At 68.9% G+C, this 21,117-nt stretch carries 21 protein-coding genes; 16 read left to right on the top strand and 5 right to left on the bottom strand.

What is annotated here, in order from left to right:
- Window positions 1-130 precede the first annotated feature (130 nt).
- Window positions 131-643 carry a winged helix DNA-binding protein gene (locus tag U4Z64_RS05515; protein WP_059448486.1) on the top strand — a complete coding sequence of 171 codons (513 nt, stop codon included), beginning with the start codon at window positions 131-133 and terminating at the stop codon, window positions 641-643.
- Window positions 644-723: 80 nt separating this feature from the next.
- On the opposite strand, the gene U4Z64_RS05510 is transcribed toward U4Z64_RS05515, so the two are convergent.
- Complete coding sequence (locus U4Z64_RS05510) at window positions 724-1,329, bottom strand: 5-formyltetrahydrofolate cyclo-ligase (RefSeq protein WP_044847864.1); 606 nt, start codon at window positions 1,327-1,329, stop codon at window positions 724-726.
- Window positions 1,330-1,337: 8 nt separating this feature from the next.
- Here U4Z64_RS05510 and U4Z64_RS05505 point away from each other — a divergent pair, with 8 nt between their 5' ends.
- Genes U4Z64_RS05505 through U4Z64_RS05490 form a run of 4 tightly spaced genes read left to right on the top strand, consistent with a single transcriptional unit; the run spans window position 1,338 to window position 6,250 of the window.
- A complete protein-coding gene (locus U4Z64_RS05505; RefSeq protein ID WP_321819427.1) occupies window positions 1,338-3,290 on the top strand; it encodes a lytic transglycosylase domain-containing protein in 1,953 nt (650 codons plus the stop codon).
- A 57-nt stretch (window positions 3,291-3,347) separates the two neighbouring features.
- Window positions 3,348-4,310, top strand: a complete 963-nt coding sequence (locus U4Z64_RS05500; protein ID WP_044847866.1) for a complex I NDUFA9 subunit family protein — start codon at window positions 3,348-3,350, stop codon at window positions 4,308-4,310.
- Between the two features lie 54 nt (window positions 4,311-4,364).
- Entirely contained in the window at window positions 4,365-5,012 is a 648-nt protein-coding gene (locus U4Z64_RS05495; RefSeq protein WP_124486655.1) for a glutathione S-transferase family protein, read from the top strand.
- On the top strand, window positions 5,009-6,250 hold the full coding sequence (locus tag U4Z64_RS05490) for a multifunctional CCA addition/repair protein (RefSeq protein WP_124666549.1): 1,242 nt from the start codon (window positions 5,009-5,011) through the stop codon (window positions 6,248-6,250). Before U4Z64_RS05495 ends, U4Z64_RS05490 begins: the two co-directional genes overlap by 4 nt.
- Before the next feature lie 250 nt (window positions 6,251-6,500).
- Here the strand turns inward: U4Z64_RS05490 and U4Z64_RS05485 are convergent, their stop codons facing one another.
- Window positions 6,501-7,313 (bottom strand): XRE family transcriptional regulator, encoded by an 813-nt coding sequence (locus U4Z64_RS05485; protein WP_321819426.1) that lies wholly within the window; start codon window positions 7,311-7,313, stop codon window positions 6,501-6,503.
- A gap of 433 nt (window positions 7,314-7,746) precedes the next feature.
- On the opposite strand from U4Z64_RS05485, the gene U4Z64_RS05480 reads away from it, so the two are divergent.
- On the top strand, window positions 7,747-9,597 hold the full coding sequence (locus tag U4Z64_RS05480) for a M24 family metallopeptidase (RefSeq protein ID WP_321819425.1): 1,851 nt from the start codon (window positions 7,747-7,749) through the stop codon (window positions 9,595-9,597).
- A gap of 294 nt (window positions 9,598-9,891) precedes the next feature.
- On the opposite strand, the gene U4Z64_RS05475 is transcribed toward U4Z64_RS05480, so the two are convergent.
- The 3 genes from U4Z64_RS05475 to flgA form a co-directional block, all read right to left on the bottom strand.
- Window positions 9,892-10,332: a flagella synthesis protein FlgN gene (locus tag U4Z64_RS05475; protein WP_039317824.1), complete on the bottom strand. Its 441-nt coding sequence runs from the start codon at window positions 10,330-10,332 to the stop codon at window positions 9,892-9,894.
- Window positions 10,333-10,417: 85 nt separating this feature from the next.
- Entirely contained in the window at window positions 10,418-10,750 is a 333-nt protein-coding gene (gene flgM, locus U4Z64_RS05470) for a flagellar biosynthesis anti-sigma factor FlgM (protein WP_044847871.1), read from the bottom strand.
- 118 nt (window positions 10,751-10,868) lie between these two features.
- The gene (flgA, locus tag U4Z64_RS05465; RefSeq protein WP_321819424.1) at window positions 10,869-12,272 is read right to left on the bottom strand and encodes a flagellar basal body P-ring formation chaperone FlgA; all 1,404 of its coding nucleotides are present in this window, start codon (window positions 12,270-12,272) and stop codon (window positions 10,869-10,871) included.
- A gap of 205 nt (window positions 12,273-12,477) precedes the next feature.
- On the opposite strand from flgA, the gene U4Z64_RS05460 reads away from it, so the two are divergent.
- The 10 genes from U4Z64_RS05460 (at window position 12,478) to U4Z64_RS05415 (ending at window position 20,999) form a co-directional block, all read left to right on the top strand.
- Window positions 12,478-12,966 (top strand): flagellar basal body rod protein FlgB, encoded by a 489-nt coding sequence (locus U4Z64_RS05460; RefSeq protein WP_321810919.1) that lies wholly within the window; start codon window positions 12,478-12,480, stop codon window positions 12,964-12,966.
- A 37-nt stretch (window positions 12,967-13,003) separates the two neighbouring features.
- Complete coding sequence (gene flgC / locus U4Z64_RS05455; protein ID WP_044847874.1) at window positions 13,004-13,429, top strand: flagellar basal body rod protein FlgC; 426 nt, start codon at window positions 13,004-13,006, stop codon at window positions 13,427-13,429.
- A 67-nt stretch (window positions 13,430-13,496) separates the two neighbouring features.
- Window positions 13,497-14,243, top strand: a complete 747-nt coding sequence (locus U4Z64_RS05450; RefSeq protein ID WP_044847875.1) for a flagellar hook assembly protein FlgD — start codon at window positions 13,497-13,499, stop codon at window positions 14,241-14,243.
- 28 nt (window positions 14,244-14,271) lie between these two features.
- Window positions 14,272-15,513, top strand: a complete 1,242-nt coding sequence (gene flgE / locus U4Z64_RS05445; protein WP_124570732.1) for a flagellar hook protein FlgE — start codon at window positions 14,272-14,274, stop codon at window positions 15,511-15,513.
- A gap of 20 nt (window positions 15,514-15,533) precedes the next feature.
- Window positions 15,534-16,292: a flagellar basal-body rod protein FlgF gene (flgF, locus tag U4Z64_RS05440; RefSeq protein ID WP_044847877.1), complete on the top strand. Its 759-nt coding sequence runs from the start codon at window positions 15,534-15,536 to the stop codon at window positions 16,290-16,292.
- A gap of 35 nt (window positions 16,293-16,327) precedes the next feature.
- Window positions 16,328-17,116 carry a flagellar basal-body rod protein FlgG gene (flgG, locus tag U4Z64_RS05435; RefSeq protein ID WP_014895799.1) on the top strand — a complete coding sequence of 263 codons (789 nt, stop codon included), beginning with the start codon at window positions 16,328-16,330 and terminating at the stop codon, window positions 17,114-17,116.
- Between the two features lie 21 nt (window positions 17,117-17,137).
- Window positions 17,138-17,827, top strand: a complete 690-nt coding sequence (flgH, locus tag U4Z64_RS05430) for a flagellar basal body L-ring protein FlgH (RefSeq protein ID WP_321806700.1) — start codon at window positions 17,138-17,140, stop codon at window positions 17,825-17,827.
- 5 nt (window positions 17,828-17,832) lie between these two features.
- The gene (locus U4Z64_RS05425) at window positions 17,833-19,011 is read left to right on the top strand and encodes a flagellar basal body P-ring protein FlgI (RefSeq protein ID WP_044847897.1); all 1,179 of its coding nucleotides are present in this window, start codon (window positions 17,833-17,835) and stop codon (window positions 19,009-19,011) included.
- Window positions 19,012-20,010, top strand: coding sequence for a flagellar assembly peptidoglycan hydrolase FlgJ (flgJ, locus tag U4Z64_RS05420; RefSeq protein WP_044847879.1), 999 nt, complete (start codon window positions 19,012-19,014; stop codon window positions 20,008-20,010).
- A 233-nt stretch (window positions 20,011-20,243) separates the two neighbouring features.
- A complete protein-coding gene (locus U4Z64_RS05415; RefSeq protein WP_044847880.1) occupies window positions 20,244-20,999 on the top strand; it encodes a flagellar brake protein in 756 nt (251 codons plus the stop codon).
- Window positions 21,000-21,117: the final 118 nt, after the last annotated feature.

Below are 21,117 nucleotides of genomic sequence, written 5' to 3'. Positions count from 1 at the left end.
ACGGCAATGTTAGCGCACATTGTCAATAAAATATCGACAACTTCCCAATAAGCGTTTTCGCCTAGCCCGTATGTCCGGGCTTCTGGCGTACACTCGGCACACCCTGTCATCCGGCTTGCTCCGCCTTTCCATGAAGCGTCCTGCGACCAAGATCGTGTCATCCGAACACCTCGTTTCCGATTCGAGCGCGGAGCTGTCGGAACTCGAATACGGGCTCATCATGGCCGGCAACGCATTCAACCGCTGGATGGTGCGCTGCATGTCGGCCGCAGGCGCGAAGGACATGACGGCGGTCGAGGTGTCGCTGCTGCATCACGTGAGCCACCGCGAACGCAAGAAGAAGCTCGCCGACATCTGCTTCGTGCTCAATATCGAGGATACGCACGTCGCGACCTATGCGCTGAAAAAACTGATCGCGCGCGGCTATGTGAAGAGCGAGAAGAGCGGCAAGGAAGTGTTCTTCTTCGCGACCGAGGCGGGCCGCGAGCTGTGCCTGAAGTATCGGGAGGTGCGCGAGCACTGCCTGATCGAGACGCTGAAGGACAGCGGCCTCACCAACGAGCAGATCGGCGACGCGGCGCAGTTGCTGCGCCACGCATCGGGCCTCTACGACACGGCCGCGCGCGCGGCGGCGTCGCTGTAAACGATTGCGGACGGGAGGGTGAACGCGGTGAGCGCGGTGACGCGCGGCATGCCGCTCACGCAGCAGCGCGCGCCGCGTCATCAGGCGGCCGGGTAAAGCGCGCCGTCGGTCACGATCCAGCGCATCGCGAGATCGTGCGCCTCGGCCGGCAGCGCATCGACGCGGCACGCTTCATACGCGATGCCGACCGTCACCGGCAGCGTGTCGCCGGGCCACACCGCGAGCGTGCGGTCGTAGTAGCCGCCGCCATAGCCGAGCCGGTAGCGCTGCAGATCGAATCCCACGCACGGAATCAGCAGCAGGTCGGGCACGACGACGACGCCCGACGCCGGTTCCGGAATCCGGTGATGGCCTTCGCGCATCGGCGTATCCGCATCCCACGCATGGAACGCGAGCGGCGTGTGACGCTCGCCGATCACCGGCAGCGCGGCGCGGCGGCCCGTGCCGGCCGCGGCCCACGCGAGCACCGCGTCGCGCGCGTCGAATTCGCCCGGCAGCGGCCAGTAGAAGCCGACCGTCGCGGGCGCGAGGCGCTCGAGCAACAGGCGCAGCCGCGCGTCGAGCGCGGCGTTCGCGGCGGGCTGCGACGCGGCGTCGCGACGCGCGCCGGACAGCGTTTTGCGCAGTGCAACCTTCGGGTTCGGCACAGGGTTGCATGCTATGCTTTCGCTCACTTCGTGCTCCATTCATAACGATGTCGAACAGCCTTTTCCGAGTATATCGCGCGGTCGCGCTCACGCTTTCGGCCGCCGCGCTCGTCGCGGGCACGGCCGCGTGCGCCGCACCGGGCGACGACACGCTCGCCGGGGACGACCAGATCTTCGTGCAGCTGCGCGAGGCCGCGCGCCGCAACGACGCCGCGAAGGCCGCGCAGCTCGCGTCGATGATCCCGAACTATCCGGTCCCGTCCTACGTCGAGTATTTCCAGATCAAGCCGCAGCTGTTCGATTCGACCGGCCGCGCACGCGTCGACGCACCGGACGCACCGGTGCAGTCGTTCCTGCAGCGCTACGACGGCCAGGCGATCGCCGACCGCCTGCGCAACGACTACCTGCTCGTGCTCGGCGCGCGTCACGACTGGCGCAACTTCGACGACCAGTACAAGCGCTTCGTGCTCGACGACGACACGCAGGTCAAGTGCTACGCGCTCGAATCGCGCGCGGCGCGCGGCGAGAACGTCGCCGAGGCGGCGCGTGCGCTGCTCGTCGAGCCGAAATACTACGGCGACGCCTGTGTCGACCTGATTACGGCGCTCACCGTCAACCAGCAGTTCACGAGCGACGACGTGTGGCAGCAGGCGCGCCTCGCGTACGAGCAGAACTACACGACGCTCGGCGGCAAGATCGTCGACGCGCTCGGCGCGCGCCCGGTCGGTTTCGACCAGGCGACCAGCGCGCCGCCGCTGTACCTCGCGCGCGGCGTCGGCCCCGACGCGGCATCGCACCAGCTCGCGCTGATCGCGCTCGGCCGCATGGCGCGCAACGATCCGGACGCGGCGGCCGGGATGCTGACGTCGATCGCCGGCTCGCTGACGAAGCAGGAGCAGGCGATCGCGTGGGGCGCGATCGGCTACCAGGGCGCGATCAAGCGCTCGGCGCTCGCGTCGGTCTGGTATGCGAAATCCGCGAACGCGCCGCTGTCGAACCCGGGCTACGAATGGCGCACGCGCGCCGCGCTGCTCGCCGGCAATTGGCCGATGGTGCGCTGGTCGATCGAACAGATGCCGCCGTCGCTGCGCGACGATCCGGCATGGATCTACTGGCATGCGCGCGCGCTCAAGCAGAGCGGCGACACGCTGCAGGCGAACCAGGAATTCGAGCAGGTCGCGGGCCAGTACAACTTCTACGGGCAGCTCGCCGGCGAAGAGCTTGGCCAGCGCACGTCGATCCCGCCGCGCACGAAGGTGAGCGATGGCGACATCGACGCGATGAGCAAGATCCCGGGCTTCGCGCTCGCGCAACGCTTCTACGGGCTGAACCTGCGTCTCGAAGGCAACCGCGAATGGAACTGGCCGCTGCGCGGGATGACCGATCGCCAGCTGCTCGCGGCCGCCGAATACGGCAAGCGCATCGACCTGCTCGACCGCACCGTCAACACGGCCGACCGCACGAAAGCCGAGCACGACTTCACGCTGCGCTACCCGTCGCCGTACCGTGACATCGTCGAGCGCTACGCGCAGTCGTCGGGCCTCGACATCGAATGGGCATACGGGCTGATCCGCCAAGAGTCGCGCTTCATCACGAACGCGCGTTCGTCGGTCGGCGCGGGCGGCCTGATGCAGCTGATGCCGGCTACCGCGCAGCTCGTCGCGAAGAAGCTCGGGATGGGCACGATCACGCGTGCGCAGATGCACGACATCAATACCAACATCCAGCTCGGCACCTGGTATCTGGCGGACATCTACAACACCTTCGACAGCTCGCCGGTGCTGGCAACCGCCGGCTACAACGCGGGCCCGGGCCGGCCGCGCCAGTGGCGCCAGGTGTTGACGCAGCCGGTCGAAGGCGCGATCTTCGCGGAGACGATTCCGTTCAACGAGACGCGCGACTACGTGAAGAACGTGCTGTCGAACACCGTCTACTACGCGGCGCTCTTCGAGGGCAAACCGCAGTCGTTGAAGAAACGCCTAGGCATGATCTCGCCCTGATCCGCAATCTTCACACTGCCGCGCGAGACGCGGCAGTGTTCTTTTGAGGACCCGAACATGGATCGCCAGACCGTCGCGCTGCTGGGCGGCACCGGCTTCATCGGCAGCCGGCTCGTCAACGCGCTGATCGACGCCGGCAAGCAGGTGCGGATCGGCACGCGGCGGCGCGAGCACGCACGCCACCTGCAGATGCTGCCGGTCGAGATCGTCGAGCTCGACGCGCTCGATACGCGCACGCTCGCCCGGTTCGTCGCCGGCGCGCATGCGGCCGTCAATCTCGTCGGCGTGCTGCACGGCGGCCGCGGCACGCCGTACGGGCCCGGGTTCGAGCGCGCGCACGTCGCGCTGCCGGCCGCGCTGGCCGCCGCGTGCGTCGAAGTCGGCGTGCGGCGCGTGCTGCACATGAGCGCGCTCGGCGCCGATTCGCACGGCCCGAGCATGTACCAGCGCTCGAAGGGCGACGGCGAGGCCGCGCTGCATGCGGTCGCGGCGACCGATTCGCTCGCGCTGACGATCTTCCGCCCGTCGGTCGTGTTCGGCCCCGGCGACGCGTTCCTGAACACGTTCGCGAACCTGCAGCGCACGCTGCCGGTGCTGCCGCTCGCGATGCCCGACGCGCGCTTCCAGCCGGTGTTCGTCGGCGATGTCGTACGCGCGTTCGTCAACACGCTGGATCTCGCGGCCGCGCACGGCAAGACCTACGAACTCGGCGGGCCGACCGTCTACACGCTCGAGCAGCTGGTGCGCTATTGCGGCACGCTGGTCGGCAGGCAGGCACGCATCGTGCGGCTGCCCGACGCGCTCGCGCGGCTGCAGGCGAGCGTGTTCGAATGCCTGCCCGGCGAGCCGGTGATCACGCGCGACAATCTCGCGTCGATGTCGGTGCCGAACGTGCTGTCCGGGCCGCTCGCACCGGAACTCGGGATCTCGCCCGCGAGTCTCGAGAGTATCGCGCCCGCGTATCTCGGCCATGCCGCGCGGCGCTCCCGCTTCGACTGGTTCCGCTCGCGCCGCCGCTAGGCGCCGCGGACCGTCGCTTCCGTCATTCACTTTCGCGCTTTCCGGAACACCGCCATGAAACTCGTCATTGGAGACAAGAACTACTCGTCGTGGTCGATGCGGCCGTGGCTGCTGCTCGCGCATTTCGGCATCCCGTTCGACGAGATCGTGATCGAGCTGCGCCGCGACGACACGGCCGCGCGCATCCGCGAGTATTCGCCGACCGGCAAGGTGCCGTGCCTGATCGACGACCACGGCGTCGCGATCTGGGATTCGCTCGCGATCGCCGAGACGCTCGCCGAGCGCTATCCGCAGTTCCCGATGTGGCCGGCCGATCCGCTCGATCGCGCGCATGCGCGCTGCATCTCGGCCGAGATGCATTCGGGCTTCGCCGCGCTGCGCACGCAGATGGGAATGAGCGTGCGCGCGTCGATGCCGGGGCGCGGCGCGACGCCCGAGGCGCTTGCCGACGTCGCGCGCATCGACGCGCTGTGGAGCGCGTGCATCGAGGCCTCGGGCGGCCCGTTCCTGTTCGGCGAATTCGGCATCGCCGATGCGATGTATGCGCCCGTCGTGATGCGCTTCAACACGTATGCGCCGGCGCTGTCGCCGGAAGCGGCCGGGTATGCGGCGCGCGTGACGGCACTGCCGGCGGTGCAGCGCTGGATCGATGGCGCGCGCCGCGAAACCAACGTGATCGCCGAATACGAACCGACGCCATGAACATCTACGCAGTAGGCGGAGCGATCCGCGACGAATTGCTCGGCGTGCCGGTGCAGGACCGCGACTACGTGGTGGTGGGCGCGACGCCCGAGCAGATGGCCGCGCAGGGCTTCCGGCCGGTCGGCAAGGATTTCCCCGTGTTCCTGCATCCGGACACGCAGGAGGAATACGCGCTCGCGCGCACCGAGCGCAAGACGGCGGCCGGCTATCACGGCTTCCAGTTCTACTATGCGCCGGACGTGACGCTCGAAGAGGACCTCGCGCGGCGTGACCTGACGATCAACGCGATGGCGCGCGAAGTGAGCCCGGAGGGCGCACTGGTCGGCCCGGTGATCGATCCGTTCGACGGGCAGGCCGACCTGCGCGCACGCGTGTTCCGACATGTCGGCGACGCGTTCGTCGAGGATCCGGTGCGGATCCTGCGGATCGCGCGCTTTGCCGCGCGCTTCGCCGATTTCACGGTCGCGGACGACACGCTCGCGCTGATGCGGCGGATGGTCGACGCAGGTGAAGCGGATGCGCTGGTGCCCGAGCGCGTGTGGCAGGAGATCGCGCGCGGGCTGATGGAGGCGAAACCGTCGCGGATGTTCGCGGTGCTGCGCGAGTGCGGCGCGCTTGCGCGCATCCTGCCCGAGGTCGACGCGCTGTGGGGCGTGCCGCAGCGCGCCGACTACCACCCGGAAGTCGATACCGGCGTGCACGTGATGATGGTCGTCGACTATGCGGCGAAGCAGGGCTATTCGCTGCCGGTGCGCTTCGCGGCGCTCACGCACGATCTCGGCAAGGCGACGACGCCCGCCGACGTGCTGCCGCGCCATGTCGGCCACGAAGGCCGCAGCGTCGACCTCATCAAGCCGCTGTGCGAGCGGCTGCGCGTGCCGAACGATTGCCGCGATCTCGCGCTGGTGGTCGCGCGCGAGCACGGCAACCTGCATCGCGTGATGGAAATGGGCGCGGCCGCGCTGGTGCGCTTCTTCGAGCGCAGCGACGCGCTGCGCAAGCCGGCGCGCTTCGCCGAGATGCTGCAGGCATGCGAAGCGGATGCGCGCGGCCGGCTCGGGCTCGACACGCAGCCGTATCCGCAGGCCGAGCGGCTGCGCGTGGCGCTGGTGGCGGCGCGCAGCGTCGACGCGGGCGCGATCGCGCGTGGTGTCGGCAACGATGCGATGCAGATCAAGGACGCCGTGCATCGCGCGCGGGTCGAGGCCGTCAAACAGGCGCTGGCGATCGCGGAATAGGCGGGGGAATCGGGGCGCGGACTGGGCTGGGAACCGGGTTGCGAACAGGCTTGGGAACTGGGTTGCAAACCGGGCCCGGGAATCGGGTTGCAAACCGGGCTGCGAATCGGGGCTGCGAATCGGGCTACGAATCGGGCTACGAATCGGGGCTACGAATCGGGGCTACGAATCGGGCCGTGAATCAGGCCGTGAATCGATTCCGCAAATCGTGCGGACCGCGCCGAGCGGTGCGCCGCCCGGCCGCCAGCCGTCATTTCTTCATGCGCTCGGCGGTGCGGCGCGCCGGCGTGGCGGCAGCCGGACGTTTGCCGGTGGCCGAGCGGGACTTCCCGGCAGCCGTCTTGGCCGCGGCGCGGGCCGGCTTGTCGGCGGGCTGCGCGGCATCCGCGTCGCGCTCCCGCTTCGGTGCCGGTTCGCGGCGGCTCACGCGCGGCTCGCCCGGCGTCGCGCCGGCATCGCGTGCGAGCAGCCTGATTTTCATCGCCGCGGATCCCAACTCGGCGCAGTTGTCGTCGAAGAGGGGCAGCGTGCCGACCGCGATCAGCTCCGCGGGCCCGTCGCCGACGTTCGCGACGCGATGGCGCTTCCTCGCGTCGAAGTGCAGCGAATCACCGGGCGACAGCGGGTAATCCTTCTTGCCGATCGTGTAGCAGAGCCGGCCGGTCAGCACGTACACGAACTCGTCGCCGCCGTGCGCGACCCATTCCGACCGGTAGCCCTCCATCATCCGGACCTTGAGCGCGTTGATCTGGCTGCCGTCGAAGGTGGTGGACAGGCGCTCGTACCACTGCGACGCGGCGTCGACCGCATACGGTTCGCGGCGGCCCGCGTGCGAGTCGGGCTGCGCCTGGCGCGGCTGGTCGATCAGCGTGCCGAGCGGTACGTCGAGCGCTTTCGCGACGTTGACGAGCGATGACAGCGAGATACCGGTCAGATGGCGCTCGACCTGCGACAGGAACCCGACCGACAGGTTCGCTTCGGTCGCGACTTCCAGCAGCGTTTTCTTCGCTTCCCGGCGCAGGCGGCGAATGCGCTGGCCGATACGCATGATGTCTGAATCCATGGATCTCTTTCGTGGCAACGAGTCGGGAGGCGAGCGAGGGGGGCGGTGCAGTCGCCGGACGTTGCCGTTCCGCGAATCGCACGAAGCACGGCCGTCGGGACGACGATGCGGGCGCATTGTACCGCGCAGTCGCGCCGGTCCGCCGCCACGCCGCGCACGGCGGTGCCGCCGTCGCGCACCGCACGCATCGGCAATTTTAGCCCTACGAAAATTTTAGCTTGACCTCAATTTCACCGTGCTCTAGATTCTGTCGCACGCATCAAACAAAGTTAAGTGAGACAAAAATTTTCCCGAGAGCCTGCTGCGGGAACGGCACCACGGCCCGGCTGCCCGCCGGGTCGCGCGTCGTCCGCGCTGGCAGCGTGCCGCGCGAGGCGTGCGCCATGCCGCGTGACGCCGCCGGCCGCCGACAACAATCCATAACGGGTATCCGATGATCGATCGACTGAAATACAGCTTCTCCGGCCTTCCCCCGTACGACGCGTCCGTCGCCGACACGCAGGCCGGCCTGTCGCGCCTGCTCGACGCCGCCCGGCTCGACGCGGTCGTGGTCACGTCGCAGGACGAGTACATCACCGAATACCTGCCGCGCCGCAACAACCCGCGCTACGCGCTGTCGGGCTTCGACGGCTCGGCCGGCTGCGGGATCTTCCTGAGCGCGGCGACCGCCGAGGCGCTCGGCGTGCCGCCGTTCGTGCTGTTCGTCGACGGCCGCTATCACCTGCAGGCCGAACAGCAGTGCGACCCGGCGCGCGTGCGCATCGAGAAGCTCGGGATGAGCGTGACGATCTGGCAGGCGCTGGCCGACTGGCTGCTCGCGCACGCGAGCCGGCTCGCGCGGGTCGGCTACGACGCGCTGCGGATCAGCGTCGCGCAGCGCGACCGGCTGGTCGAGCAGACGCAGGCGGCATCGCTCGACTGGACGGGCCTCGTCGAGCGCGAGATCGACCGCGCGATCGCGCTGCCGGGCTGGGTGGTCGAGCGGCCGATCTTCGAGCTGCCGGACGCGATGACCGGCGCGAGCGTCGCGCAGAACCTCGACGCGCTGAACCGGCGGCTCGCCGCGCACACCGGCGCTGCGCCCGGCACGACCGCGTTCTTCACGTGCGCGTCGGACGACCTCGCGTACCTGCTGAACAGCCGCGGCTATCACATCCCGAATGCGTCGTCGCACCTGGGCTTCCTGTTCGCTATCGGCGAGCAGGTCGCGCTGTTCCTGCCGGAGGGCTGCGACCGCTGCCCGGTCGAACTGGCGTCGTATCCGGCGCTGCACGTGATCCGGCGCGACTTCGCCGAACTCGAGCGCTTCCTCGCGCGGTTCGCGGTCGAGCATGTGTGTTATGGCTTCGAGTCGGTCAACTGCGCGCTCGTCGAGTCGGTGCGCCGCGTGTGGCCGCACGCGCGGCATGCCGACTTCAACCCGGTCGAGGCGCTGCGCGCCGGCAAGACGCCGGCGGTGCTCGACCGGTTCCGCGACGCGTTCGCGCGCAGTTCGGCGGCGATCGCTGAAACGATGCGCTGGGCGAAGGCCGGCGAGCCGGGGCAGCGCCATACCGAGTACGACCTGGCCCGCACGATCAACGACGCGTACGGCGCCCGCTCGGCGGTCGCGCTGACGTTCCCGTCCATCGCGGCGAACGGCGCGAACAGCGCGTTCGCGCACTACACGGCGGCGAGCGCCGACGTCGAGCTGACCGAAGGCGAACTCGTGCTGCTCGACAGCGGCGCGTATTACGACGCCGGTTTCGCGACGGACTGCACGCGCGTCGTGCTGCGCCGCACGCGGCCGGAGACGGTCGCGCAGCCGTGGCAGCGCGAGATCTACACGGTCGCGCTGAAGGCCTGCATCAAGGGGCTCGTCACGCGCTTCCCGAAGACGGCGACGGGCGGCGACGTCGATGCGGCGGTGCGCCAGGTGTGCCGCGACCACGGCTACGATTTCGGTCACGGCACCGGGCACGGCGTCGGGATCCACGTGCACGAGGGCGGCGTGCGGTTCGCGCCGGGCGCGCAGTACGGGCTGGTGCCGAACGCGGTGATTTCGGTCGAGCCGGGCATTTACGTGGCGGGCAAGGGCGGCGTGCGGATCGAGAACATCGTGATCGTGCGCGCGGACGACGACGCATCGGACACCGTCGCGTTCGAGAACATCGTCACGGTCGGCTACGACTGGGACCTGATCGACGTCGAACTGCTGAACGACGACGAGCGCGCGTACCTGCGCGACTACGAACGGCTTTGCGTGGAACGCGGCACGCAGGTCACTGCGTGTCCGCTGCTGTAAGGCGGGGAAGGGGCGCGCGGCCGCAGGCGGGCCGCGCGATGCACGCGCGGCGCGTCGCTGCGCCGGCGTGATCGGTCCGTCGGGAATCCGTACGTCAGAGAATCGGTACGTCAGAGAATCGGTGCGTCAGGGAATCCGTACGTCAGGGAATCAGTACGTCAGGGAATCCGTACGTCAGGGAATCAGTACGTCAGGGAATCAGTACGTCGGAGAATCAGTACGTCGGAGAATCAGTACGTCGGAGAATCAGTACGTCGGAGAATCAGTACGTCGGAGATTCAGTACGTCGGAGAATCAGCGCATCAGCGCCGATACCCGCCCGTCGGGCCCGTAGACGCCGGCCGGCGCGGGCGCCGAGCGCAGCACCGCGAGCGCGCGCTCGTTGTAGTCCATCCGGATCCGGATCAGCATCCCGTTGGTCGCATTGGCCTGGCGCGCGCGTTCGGCGGCCTGCAGCAGCAACTGCCAGCGGCCGGCGAGGCGTGCGTCGCGCTCGGCGGCCTGGTCCATCCCTTTCTTGCCGGCCGGAAAGCCGAGCGCGGACAGCTGCGTGTCGCGCGTGCGTTCGAGCTGCGCGAGCCGGTCGATCAGCGCGCTCTTCTTCTCGACGATGCCGGGCAGCATTTCAAGCGGCTCCGGCGTCGTCAGCGCCTTTTCCTCGTAGGCGAGCAGGGACGCGAACGCTTCGACCGTCGCGTGTTCGTCGTTGACCGTGGCCAGCAGCTCTTCTCTCATCGCGTCATGCTCGTCGCGCCGGCACGCGGGGCCGCATGCCGGCAAACCAGGGGACCGGTCAGGGCGTGACGGGCCCCGGGCCGGCTCAGTTGCCCTGCGAGCGCTGCTGTTGCAGCAGGTCGCGGGCGGTATTCAATACGCCGTCGGCGATCTTGTTCACGTCGATCGTCAACGTGCCGTTGTTCAGCGCGTCCTTGATCGACTGGACGAGGGCCGTGTCGATGTCGGCGCTGCCGGAGGCCGACAGCGAACGCAGCTGGCCGGACAGACCCGACAGGTTCACGCTCGTGTCGCCGCCGGTCGATCCTGCGTCGGCCGCCTGCGCGGACGACGACGAAGCCGCGCCGGATTGCGCGCGGGCCGCGCCGTTGCCGGTCGACGCGAGTGGGCTCGGGTTCGGAGTGGAATCGATCTTCACGGTGGGTTTCCTGGACGGTATGACCCAGATAACGGCCGGGTCGGCCCGAACTTTAGCATCGTGAGCCCGAAATTCTCCGAATAAACAATTCTTTACAATCTTGCGGTGTGATCCGGCCCTACAGCGGAATTTCGACGGTCCCGGCATCCTTGACGATCGCCGTGACGATTTGCCCTGCGGCCATCCGGACCCGCACCGACTGTCCCGGCGCCGCATTCGCGAGCGCGCTGCCCTCGGCCGAGATCGTGAAGCCGGGCCCGGCCGCGACGACCCGTACCGTCTGGCCGGCCGACACCGACGCGGCGCTCTTCAGCATGTCCTGGCGCAGCGGCAGCCCGGCCGAGATCCGCGCCAGCGCGGTCGCGCCGACCGCCTGCGCGGGATCGGTGATCACCGCGAGCGGCAGCACCGTCAGGTCGCCTTCGCGCGCGACGAGGTCGGCCGCGGTGAGCGGCTCGCCGGGCGCGATCTGGCGCGCGGCGACGTAATAGGTGGCCTGCACGGCGACCTTCGCCTGCAGGTAGACGGTCCACGGCCGCTCGCCCGCGCAGCGCACGCCTACCGTCGTGCGGCCCCACAGGCGCGCGCCGGTCGGCAGGAACGGCTCGAGCGTCGTGCACGCGGCGAGCCCGCGCGGAAACGCGGCCGCGACGGTCGCGGTCGTCTTGCCCGGCAGGCCCGCGACCTGCTGCCGCAGGAATGCGAGCGCCGTGCGCCGGATCGTGTCGGGGTCCTGCTGGCCGGGCGGTGTCGCCGGCTGGGGCGCGGCGGCTACCTGGGGCGGGTTGGCGGCAGCCGCCGGTGCGCGCGGGGCCGGCGCGGCTGAAGCGGCGCGGGCCGCGGCGAGGCGCGCGGCGATGGCCGGTCGCGCGGAATTCGATGCGGGGTCGGCCGCGCCGGCGACGACGGTCGCGACGGCGCCCGGATCGGCGGCGCGCAGGGGACCATAACCTGCGTTCGCTGCGTTCGCTGCGTTCGCTGCGTTCGCTGCGTTCGCTGCGTTCGAGGCGTTCGCGGCGTTCGAGGCGGTCGTGGCGTTCGTGCGCGCGGCGGCGTAGGCGGGGCGCGGCGTCGGCGCCGGCACGGCAGCCGGCGGCGGGACGTTCATCACGACCATCGAGCCAGCCGGCTGCGCCGCGTAGCCGGCCGCGGCCGCGCCGGTCACGCCGGCAGCACCACCCGCGCCACCTGCGCCACCTGCGCCACCTGCGCCACCTGCGCCACCTGCGCCACCCGCGCCACCTGCGCCACCCGCACCGACTGCACCGACTGCACCGACCGTCGTGGCCACACCTGTACCCGTACCCGAAGCCGTCCCCGAATTCCCTCCGAACTGACCGCCACTGGCCGCGTTCGCCTGCGCGAGCGCGGTCTCGGCCGTTTCGCCGCGGCCGGGAATCACGATCATCCCGTCGTCCGCGTGCGCGGCCGGCACCGCGAGCCACAGCGCCGCGGCGAGCGCGAACGCACGCGACCTGCGCGTGCCGCGTCCGTGGTTGCCGCGAAGTGCGCTGCCTGTCATCGCCGTGTCCTCGAAGCCGTTGATCCGATTCGCATTCTAGGGAGCCGGGCCGTCGCGCAAACGATGAATAGAGGGGGCCTTTGCCGCGTTATTCGTCCGATTGCCGGTTGCGCCCGCCGCCTACCATCGCTGTCATGGAAAAAAGCCCCTTGGGTCGCCATCCGGCGCAACGGGCGTGCAGCGCTTCATACGGAGAGACGCACACATGCTGGACAAACTCGATGCCGAATTCGCGTTCGGCCGACAGGCGCTCGACGTGCGCGCCTATCGGCAGGAGCTGCTGTCGTCGAACATCGCGAACGCCGACACGCCCGGCTACCAGGCCCGCGACGCCGATTTCGCGTCGACCCTCGCGCGCTCGCTGAAGCAGGCCGGCGGCGGCCTCGCGCCGAGCAACGCCGCGCAGCTGCCGATGGCGCAGCCGGCCGGCGTGGCGAGCGGGATGACGATGGTGTCGACGGCACCCGGCCACATGGCCGGCACCGCGAAGCTGATGCCGACCGGCGGCCCGGCCGACGACTACGGCCGCGCGCAGTACCGGATGCCGCTGCAGCCGTCGCTCGACGGCAACACGGTCGATCTCGACGTCGAGCGCGTGCAGTTCGCAAACAACGCGCTGCACTACGAAACCGGGATGACCGTGATGACCCAGCAGATCAAGGCGATGATCGCCGCGATCTCGACGAACTCGTAAGCGCAACCGAACCCGAGCACAAGCACCAGGAGCCTCCATGCCCTCGTTGATGAACATCTTCGGCGTCGCCGGTTCGGCGCTGTCCGCGCAATCGCAGCGCCTGAACGTCACCGCGTCGAACCTCGCGAACGCCGACAGCGCGACCGGCCCCGACGGCAAGCCGTACAAGGCCAAGCAGGTCGTGTTCGCGACCGACCCGATGGGCGGCGCGCGCACCGCGTCCGGCCAGGGCGTGGGCGGCGTGCGCGTGACGAAGGTCGTCGACGATCCGTCGCCGATGAAGTCGACCTACGACCCGGCGAACCCGGCCGCCGACGCGAACGGCTACGTGCAGATGCCGAACGTCGATCCGGTGCAGGAGATGGTGAACATGATCTCGGCGTCGCGCTCGTACCAGGCCAACGTCGAGACGCTGAACACCGCGAAGACGCTAATGCTCAAGACGCTGACGATCGGCACGTAAGCCGCGCGCCGAGCGACCTTCCACACCCGGGCCCAGACCCGACCGTTTCGACACAAGGCTACCCAGGATGACTTCCTCCAGCACGACGATCGGCAGCAGCGGCACCAACGTGTCGACCCTGCCGACCGACACGATGAACACCAACAACGTGTCGACGACCGGCACCTCGGCGAGCGACCTGCAGGCGACGTTCCTGAAGCTGCTCGTCACGCAGCTGCAGAACCAGGATCCGACGAGCCCGGTCGACAGTTCGCAGATGACGTCGCAGCTCGCGCAGATCAACACGGTGAGCGGCATCGCGCAGCTGAATACGTCGCTCACGTCGCTGTCGACGCAACTCGCGGCCGGCCAGCAGACGCAGGCCGCGCTGCTGATCGGCACGAACGTGCTCGCGCCGGGCAACAGCGTCGCGGTGAAGAGCGGCGCGGCATCGCCGTTCGGCGTGTCGCTCACGAGCGACGTGTCGAACCTGACGATCACCGTGAAGAACAGCGCGGGCGTCGTCGTGAACACGATCAACGCGGGCCAGCAGTCGGCCGGCACGGTGCCGTTCAACTGGACGCCGACGGATACGGCCGGCAACGCGCTGCCGGACGGCAAGTACACCGTGAGCGCGCAGTACACGGGCAGCGACGGCAAGACGTACGCGCCGACCGTGCTCGCGGCCGCGCAGGTACAGAGCGTGATCAAGCAGGCCGACGGCACGGCGGGGCTCGTGCTGTCGAACGGCACGACGGTGGGCTTGACCCAGGTCGCGTCGATTTTCCCGAACACCGCGTCGTCGTCGTCCGGCGGCACGACCACCAGCAACTGATCCAGCTTTCTCGAAAACGGAGACCGAAATGGGTTATCAACAGGGTCTGAGCGGCCTCGCCGGCGCATCGAACGCGCTCGACGTGATCGGCAACAACATCGCGAACGCGAACACGGTCGGCTTCAAGTCGAGCACCGCGCAGTTCTCCGACATGTACGCGAACTCGCTCGCGACGTCGGTCAACACGCAGATCGGGATCGGCACGACGCTCGCGTCGGTGCAGCAGCAGTTCGGCCAGGGCACGATCAACACGACGAACTCGTCGCTCGACGTCGCGATCAACGGCAACGGCTTCTTCCAGATGTCGAACAACGGCGTGACGACGTACTCGCGCGACGGCACGTTCCAGCGCGACAAGAACGGCTTCATCGTCAACTCGGCGGGCGCGAACCTGATGGGCTACGCGGCCGGCAAGAACGGCGTGCTGAACACCGCGCAGACCGTGGCGCTGCAGGCGCCGACGACCAACATCGCGCCGACCCCGACGACCAAGATCACCGGCCAGTTCAACCTGAACTCGCAGGACACGGTGCCGGCCAAGACGCCGTTCGACCCGACCGACACCACGACGTACAACTATTCGACGTCGATCCAGGTGTACGACTCGCTCGGCGGCTCGCAGGCGGTCAACATGTATTTCGTGAAGTCGGCGGCCGGCTCGTGGGAAGCCTACGCGGGCGTGCAGGGCGGCACCGCGACCGACCTCGGCACGGTCACGTTCGACACGTCGGGCGCGATCCAGAGCACGACGACGGGCACGCCGGCCGCGCCGACCGCATCGCTCGGCCAGTTCCAGTTCACCGTGCCGACCACCGACGGCTCGGCGACGCCGCAGAACCTCACGCTCGACCTGACCGGCACCACGCAGTACGGCGGCAAGGACGGCGTGAACAACCTCGCGCAGGACGGCTACGCGAGCGGCACGCTGACGACCTTCTCGATCGGCTCGGACGGCAAGCTGACCGGCAACTATTCGAACGGCCAGACGGCGGTGCTCGGCCAGATCGCGATCGCGAACTTCAACAACCCGAACGGGCTGACCAGCCTCGGCGGCAACCAGTACGCCGAGACGGCCGCGTCGGGCGTGCCGCAGATCTCCGCGCCGGGCAGCACGAACCACGGCACGCTGCAGGGCAGCGCGCTGGAGAACTCGAACGTCGACCTGACGTCGCAGCTCGTCAACCTGATCACCGCGCAGCGCAACTACCAGGCGAACGCGCAGACGATCAAGACGCAGCAGACCGTCGACCAGACGCTCATCAACCTGTAACGCGCGGATAACCGGCAGCCATGGACCGACTGATCTACACGGCGATGACGGGCGCGTCGCAGTCGCTCGACCAGCAGGCGATCGTCGCGAACAACCTCGCGAACGCGTCGACGACGGGTTTTCGCGCGCAGCTCGCGACCTACCGCGCGGTGCCGATGAATTTCGGCGACGGCAGCAACATCGACCCGACGACGACGCGCACCTATGTGCTCGCGTCGACGCCCGGCGCGGATTACGCGCCGGGTCCGATCACGCGCACCGGCAACCCGCTCGACGTCGCCGTGCAGGGCGCCGGCTGGCTGTCGGTGCAGACCGCCGACGGCAGCGAGGCCTACACGCGCGCCGGCAACCTGCACGTCGATGAAAACGGCCAGCTCGTCAACGCGAGCAACCTGCCGGTGCTCGGCAACGGCGGCCCGATCTCGGTGCCGCCGAACGCGGAAGTGACGATCGGCAAGGACGGCACGGTGTCCGCGCTGATGCCGGGCGACCCGCCGACGGCGGTCGCGATCGTCGACCAGATGAAGCTCGTGAACCCCGACCCGGCCACGCTCGCGCGCGGCAACGACGGGCTGTTCCGCACCGCCGACGGCAATCCGGCCGACGCCGACCCGACCGTGGTCGTCACGCCGAATTCGCTCGAAGGCAGCAACGTGAATCCGGTGACCGCGATGGTCGCGATGATCGACAACGCACGGGCGTTCCAGCTGCAGTCGAAGCTGATCCAGACGGCCGACCAGAACGAGCAGTCGGCGAACCAGCTGCTCAACTTCAGCTGAGCGGCCCGGCCCTCGCACCCAGGAGAAGATTCAACATGAACCGTTCGCTCTACATTGCCGCCACCGGCATGAATGCGCAGCAGGCGCAGATGGACGTGATCTCGAACAACCTCGCGAACACCAGCACGAACGGCTTCAAGGCGTCGCGCGCGGTGTTCGAGGATCTGCTGTACCAGACCATCCGCCAGCCGGGCGCGAACTCGACGCAGCAGACCGAGCTGCCGTCGGGCCTGCAGCTCGGCACCGGCGTGCAGCAGGTCGCGACCGAGCGCCTGTATACGCAGGGCGGCCTCACGCAGACCGGCAACTCGAAGGACGTCGCGATCAATGGCGCGGGCTTCTTCCAGGTGCTGATGCCGGACGGCACGAACGCGTACACGCGCGACGGCTCGTTCCAGACCAACGCGCAGGGCCAGCTCGTCACGTCGAGCGGCTACCAGATCCTGCCGGCGATCACGGTGCCGCAGAACGCGCAGTCGCTGACGATCGGCAAGGACGGCGTCGTGTCGGTCACGCAGCCGGGCTCGAGCAACGCGGTGCAGATCGGCTCGCTGCAGATCGCGACCTTCATCAACCCGGCCGGCCTCGAGGCGAAGGGCGAGAACCTGTTCGCCGAGACCACGTCCTCGGGCGCGCCGAACGTGTCGCAGCCGGGCCTGAACGGCGCGGGCGTGCTCAACCAGGGCTATGTCGAGGCGTCGAACGTGAACGTCGTGCAGGAGCTCGTCAACATGATCCAGACGCAGCGTGCCTACGAGATCAACAGCAAGGCCGTGACGACGTCCGACCAGATGCTGCAGACCGTCACGCAGATGAAGAGCTAACCGGAACGTCCCGTCGTCGCCATGAAGCAGGTTCGCCTCCTCCCGTCAGCCCCCGTCCGCGCCGCGTGCGCGGTCGCGGTGGCCGCGCTCGCCGGTTGCGCGCAGATTCCGCGCGACCCGATCATCCAGCAGCCGATGACGGCGCAGCCGCCGATGCCGATGTCGATGCAGGCGCCCGGCTCGATCTACAACCCCGGCTATGCGGGGCGGCCGCTGTTCGAGGATCAGCGGCCGCGCAACGTCGGCGACATCCTGACGATCATGATCGCGGAGAACATCAACGCGACCAAGTCGTCGGGCGCGAACACCAACCGCCAGGGCAACACCGACTTCAACGTGCCGACGGCCGGCTTCCTCGGCGGGCTGTTCGCGAAGGCGAACCTGTCGGCGGCCGGCACCAACAAGTTCGCGGCCACCGGCGGCGCGAGCGCCGCGAACACGTTCAACGGCACGATCACGGTGACCGTCACCGGCGTGCTGCCGAACGGCAACCTCGTGGTCAGCGGCGAGAAGCAGATGCTGATCAACCAGGGCAACGAATTCGTGCGCTTCTCGGGGGTCGTCAACCCGAACACGATCTCGGGCGCGAACTCCGTCTATTCGACGCAGGTCGCCGACGCGAAGATCGAATACTCGTCGAAGGGCTACATCAACGAAGCCGAGACGATGGGCTGGCTGCAGCGCTTCTTCCTCAACATCGCACCGTGGTGATGACGATGCAGCAGCCTCTTCTCCACCGCCTGTCGTCCCGTGCGCGTGCCGTCGCGCGGATCGCCGCCGCGTTCGTGCTGGCGGCGTGCGCGCTCGGCGCGGCACCCGCGCACGCGGAGCGCCTGAAGGACCTCGCGCAGATCCAGGGCGTGCGCGACAACCCGCTGATCGGCTATGGCCTCGTCGTCGGCCTCGACGGCACGGGCGACCAGACGATGCAGACGCCGTTCACGACGCAGACGCTCGCGAACATGCTCGCGAACCTCGGCATCTCGATCAACAACGGCTCGGCCAACGGCGGGCCGTCGTCGCTGAACAACATGCAGCTGAAGAACGTCGCGGCCGTGATGGTGACCGCGACGCTGCCGCCGTTCGCGCGGCCGGGCGAGGCGCTCGACGTGACCGTGTCGTCGCTCGGCAACGCGAAGAGCCTGCGCGGCGGCACGCTGCTGCTCACGCCGCTGAAGGGCGCGGACGGGCAGGTGTACGCGCTCGCGCAGGGCAACATGGCGGTCGGCGGCGCGGGCGCGAGCGCGAACGGCAGCCGCGTGCAGGTGAACCAGCTCGCGGCCGGCCGGATCGTCGGCGGCGCGATCGTCGAGCGGGCGGTGCCGAACGCGATCGCGCAGATGAACGGCGTGCTGCAGCTGCAGCTGAACGACATGGACTACGGCACCGCGCAGCGGATCGTGTCCGCGGTCAATTCGAGCTTCGGTCCGGGCACCGCGACGGCGCTCGACGGCCGCACGATCCAGCTCGCCGCGCCGGCGGATTCCGCGCAGCAGGTCGCGTTCATGGCGCGCCTGCAGAACCTCGACGTGAGCCCGGACAAGGCCGCCGCGAAGGTGATCCTGAACGCGCGCACCGGCTCGATCGTGATGAACCAGATGGTCACGCTGCAAAGCTGCGCGGTCGCGCACGGCAACCTGTCGGTGGTCGTCAACACGCAGCCGGTGGTGTCGCAGCCGGGGCCGTTCTCGAACGGGCAGACGGTGGTCGCGCAGCAGTCGCAGATCCAGCTGAAGCAGGACAACGGCGCGCTCAAGATGGTGACGGCCGGCGCGAACCTGGCCGACGTCGTGAAGGCGCTGAACACGCTCGGCGCGACGCCGGCGGACCTGATGTCGATCCTGCAGGCGATGAAGGCGGCCGGCGCGCTGCGCGCAGACCTGGAGGTGATCTGAATGGCGGCGAATCTTCCGAACGCGAACGACCTGACGCAGCGCTTCGCCCTCGACGTGCAGGGCTTCGACGCGCTGCGCGCGCAGGCGAAGCAGTCGCCGCAGGCCGGTGCGAAGGCGGTCGCGGGCCAGTTCGACGCGATGTTCACGCAGATGATGCTCAAGAGCATGCGCGACGCGTCGCCCGACGGCGGGCTGCTCGATTCGCACACGTCGAAGATGTACACGTCGATGCTCGACCAGCAGCTCGCGCAGCAGATGTCGAAGCGCGGGATCGGCGTGGCCGACGCGCTGATGAAGCAGCTGCTGCGCAACGCGGGGCAGGGCACGGGCAGCGACACGGCGGCCGACGCGGGCGCGGCCGGGCTCGCTGCGGCGGGCCTGGGTGCGGCCGGCTCGGGCACGTCGGGCAACGAAGGCAGCCTCGCCGCGATGAACGCGATGGCGCGGGCCTACGCGAACGCGGCGAACAACGGCGGGCTCGCCGGCTCGCGCGGCTATACGGCCGGCAGCGCGCTGACGCCGCCGCTGAAGGGCGCGAGCGGCGTGCAGGACGCCGACGCGTTCGTCGACCGGCTCGCCGGCCCGGCGCAGGCGGCGAGCGCGACCACCGGCATCCCGGCGCGCTTCATCGTCGGCCAGGCCGCGCTCGAATCGGGCTGGGGCAAGCGCGAGATCCGCGCGAGCGACGGCTCGACGAGCTACAACGTGTTCGGCATCAAGGCGAACAAGGGCTGGACGGGCCGCACGGTGTCGGCGCTGACGACCGAATACGTGAACGGCACGCCGCGCCGTGTGGTCGCGAAATTCCGCGCGTACGACTCGTACGAGCACGCGATGACCGACTATGCGAACCTGCTGAAGAACAACCCGCGCTATGCGGGCGTGCTCAGCGCGAGCCGCAGCGTCGAGGGTTTCGCGCACGGAATGCAGAAGGCCGGTTACGCGACCGACCCGAATTACGCGAAGAAGCTGATCTCGATCATGCAGCAGATCGGCTGACGGGGCAGGGCCGCAACGGCCCCGCCTGCCGCCGTTTTTACAATCTTACGAACCGTGCCCGGCATCCCGCCGCGCGCGGTTTTCAACGTTTGCGCGAAAAATACCGGCGTTTCGATCTAAACTTTCGGTGAGCACTGCCGCTAAGTGTGAGAGACCTGTAACCGGGCCATGTTCTGGCCCGGTTTTACTGCGCACCGGTCGCCCGGGCGCCCTGAAAAGAAAACCGGCTAGCCATGAATATCGAAACGTCGACCGATCCGAGCCTGGATGCGGGCCATTCCGGGCCCGACTACGCCCGCCGCAATCCGCTGGAGATCGGCGTGCAACTGCGCAACCTCGTGAACCGGGGCGACTTCCTGACCGTCCAGTACCCGGGCGGCCAGCTCGTCACGCGCCTGCTCGAGGTCGACGTCGGCGCGCGCACGTTCACGTTCGACTGGGGCGCGCTGTCCGAGCAGAACGCCGGCATCCTCGGCGCGTCGCATTGCACCTTCGCGGCCGCGCCGGAAGGCGTGCGCGTCGAATTCACCACGAACACGCCGCGCGAGACGCGCTACGAGGGGCTGCCCGCGTTCGTCGCCGATTTCCCCGACGTGCTGATGTGCATCCAGCGCCGCGAGTATTTCCGCGTCGATGCACCGATCGTCGATCCGTTCCTGTGCCGCGGCCGGTTGCCGGACGGCGAGGGCTTCATGTTCGAGGTGCATAATCTGTCGCTCGGCGGCGTCGGCCTGCGGACCGCCGACGAGCGCGTCGAGGCGCTCGATGTCGGCACGCTGCTGCCGGGCGTCGAGCTCGAGTTGAACGGCCACGGCAAGCTGTCGCTCGACCTGCAGCTCGTGTCGCAGCGTTCGACCCAGATGCCGAACGGCTCGCGCCGCTACCAGCTCGGCTTTCGCTTCATGTCGCTGCCGGGCAGCGCGGAGAACACGCTGCAGCGCCTGATCACGCAGCTCGAGATGAAGCGCCGCTCGCTCGCGCGGGCCTGACGCATCCGCTCGCGGCCCGGTTCTGGGCCGCTTTCGCACCGGCGCCGGCAGCGTGCGCCGGGCCGCTCGCCGGACGACGCGCATGCGCGCGTCGCGCACGCATTTTTCCCTCAATTTT

It is taken from the genome of Burkholderia sp. BCC1996, from assembly GCF_905339955.1.
Taxonomy (GTDB): domain Bacteria; phylum Pseudomonadota; class Gammaproteobacteria; order Burkholderiales; family Burkholderiaceae; genus Burkholderia.
Note: the sequence above shows the minus strand (reverse complement) of the source record. Positions and strands in the feature narration are given on the sequence as shown.